This is a genomic window from Gordonia sp. (in: high G+C Gram-positive bacteria) (assembly GCF_049299075.1).
Lineage (GTDB): Bacteria > Actinomycetota > Actinomycetes > Mycobacteriales > Mycobacteriaceae > Gordonia.
On the sequence record NZ_JBAQWU010000420.1, the window covers coordinates 1 to 2388 of the forward strand.

2 protein-coding genes and 2 pseudogenes are annotated in these 2388 nt (G+C 67.6%); 2 read left to right on the forward strand and 2 right to left on the reverse strand.

Features of this window, described 5'->3' with window-relative positions:
• Positions 1–145 (forward strand): annotated as a pseudogene (locus WAW85_RS13530) (DNA polymerase IV); the annotation flags it as partial.
• Between the two features lie 16 nt (positions 146–161).
• On the opposite strand, the gene WAW85_RS13535 reads toward WAW85_RS13530, so the two are convergent.
• Positions 162–1100, reverse strand: a complete 939-nt coding sequence (locus WAW85_RS13535; protein ID WP_422560126.1) for an asparaginase domain-containing protein — start codon at positions 1098–1100, stop codon at positions 162–164.
• A 180-nt stretch (positions 1101–1280) separates the two neighbouring features.
• Here WAW85_RS13535 and WAW85_RS13540 point away from each other — a divergent pair, with 180 nt between their 5' ends.
• Positions 1281–1922 carry a hypothetical protein gene (locus WAW85_RS13540; protein ID WP_422560127.1) on the forward strand — a complete coding sequence of 214 codons (642 nt, stop codon included), beginning with the start codon at positions 1281–1283 and terminating at the stop codon, positions 1920–1922.
• Positions 1923–2003: 81 nt separating this feature from the next.
• On the opposite strand, the pseudogene WAW85_RS13545 reads toward WAW85_RS13540, so the two are convergent.
• Positions 2004–2388: pseudogene (locus WAW85_RS13545) on the reverse strand (hypothetical protein); the annotation flags it as partial.

Below are 2388 nucleotides of genomic sequence, written 5' to 3' on the forward strand. Positions count from 1 at the left end.
CGGCTGGGTCCAGGGCTGCGGACACGGTGTGGTGACGGTGCGCTTCGAGACCCGGGCGACCGGACCGGGCCGCACCCACACCTTTGGTGTGTCCGACGGCGACCTGCGGCGCGCCGACCCGCTCGACAGCCTCGCGTGGGTCTGACTCGGCGTCCCGGTGTTCAGTGCGGCTGTGCGGCGCGGAAGAAGTCCTCGATTTCTGAGCGTGACGCGCCAGCGGTGAGGAGGGCAAGTAGCGCCATCCGGGCCTGTGGAGCGCGCAGCCACGGTGAGATGATCGCGCCGGCGCGCGCCAGATCGACGCCGCCGCCTCCGCCGCCGTACGTAGCGACCACCTCTCCGTAGGGCACGCGGGTGGAGACGACCACCGGCACGTTGCGTTGTTTGGCATGCGCCACCTCGGCGGTGATATCCGGGTGGGTGTTACCCGAGCCGGTCGCCGTCAACACGATTCCGGCGGCGCGCTGGGCGATGGCCGCGGCGATCAGGCCCGGTGACACTCCGGGGTAGAGGGCGAGCAGGTCGACTCGCGCGGGACGGCCGCCGGGAACCGAATTGGCGATCAGTGGTCGCGGCAGCGCGGGGTGAACGGTGTCGAAGGCTTCGGGCGCCACCGTCGAGACCTTAAAGCACCCGCGGGCCGGCAGCACCCGGCCGCCGAGCGCCACCTGGACTCCGTTGCCCTGATTGCTCGGATCGGCGGCCAGGGCGATCGCGGCGGCGATGTTGGCCGGACCGTCCGAACGCGGGTCGTCGGCCGGGTGTTGCGCGCCGGTGAACACCACGGGTCGGGGGTCGGCGGCGAAGACGTCGGCCAGGAAAGCCGTCTCTTCGAGTGTGTCGGTGCCGTGGATCACGACGATGCCAGCGACGGCATCGTCGCTGCGAGCGGCGGCGATGGCCGAGCACACGGTGAACTGGTCGCGGACGGTCATCGCCGACGAATCCAGGTTCAATACGTCCATGGTCCGGACGGGCACCGTGCTGAGCCCGGAGGGGATTAGATCCGCGCCGGTCAGGACCGGAACCGCGCCGTCCTGCGTGGTTTGCGAGGCGGCGGTGCCGCCGGTGGTGATCATCACAACCTGACGCGAGTTCATGGGTCAATTCTCGCATCTTGGCGGTGGTCATGGGTGCTGGTCAGCAGACATGACGCGGGGCACGAGAGACATCCGTGGCGACCGGTGCTTAAGAGTGTCCTCAGACTTCTTTGGCATAGTGAGGGCAGCTCGGATCAGTCCGAATGGCCGAGCGTTGATTTCTCATGGAGGTTTGATTCGGTGAAGATCCGCAAGTTTCTGGCGATCGGTGTCGCCGCGGCGGCCCTCAGTGTGACCGCGGCCTGCGGCAGCAGCGACGACAACCTGCCGCCGGTTCCGGCGGCGGCGTCGTCGAGTGTCGAGGCCGCAGGCGGTTCGGCGGCGGCCACCGGCTATGAAGCCGAGATCACCGATGCCACCAAGAAGCCGAGCGTCGAGGTGCTCAACACGATGCTCGAGACCGCTCTTGATCCGAAGGTCCCGGCCAAGGACAAGGTGGACCTGGTCGAGGGCGCGGAGGCTGACCCTGATCTCTTCAACCAACTGGTCAAGGTGGCTAAGGAGAACCCGGACGTCACCTATGTGATCCAGAAGCCGATTCGCAGCAACGGCCCCAAACGCGCCACCTTCAAAGTGATGGTGACCATCCCGGGCAACCAGCCTGCGCCGATCGCGGCCTCGATTGTCTTTGACGACGGCCGGTGGAAGCTCTCGACCGAGACAGTCTGCCCACTGCTGGCGCAGGGCAACGTGTCCACCCCGCTGTGCCCAGGCAATGCCTCGGCCTCCGGTTCGGCGAAACCGAGTGGTGCGAAACCGAGTGGTGCGACGTCGAGCACGGCGAAGTCGAGTCCGGCCACGTCGACCAAAGCGACCAACTGATCAGGTAGCGCAACGGCGCGCGAACGGTGGGCTCGGTGGACTTCCGCCGGGCCCACCGCCGTCGGCGTCTACTGCGGCCGTCTATTGCGGCGGCGCCCAGGACAACTGGAACGAGGTCTGCTGCAGGATGGACCGGTTCGCATCGGCGCCGATCAGTTCGCGTGCCCCGGCCATGCGGAGCGATCCGGAGGTCGGCACGTATGTGCGCAGATTGATCACGAAGGTGCCCTGACCAGTGTTGCTGAAGCGCGTGAGGTCGAGGGTCTCACCGGACCCCGGGATGCGGAAGATCGGCGCGGTGGGCGTCTCATCGACGGTGACGTCGACGGTCATCGCATCGCCGTCCCATGACGTCAGGGTCACCTCGATGATCTGGGTGACGTTGATGGCGGCGCTGACGCTGCGCTCGACCCGCCATTGCGCCCCGGTGCCGATCGCCGTGGTGGGCACCGGGACGCTGTAGGTC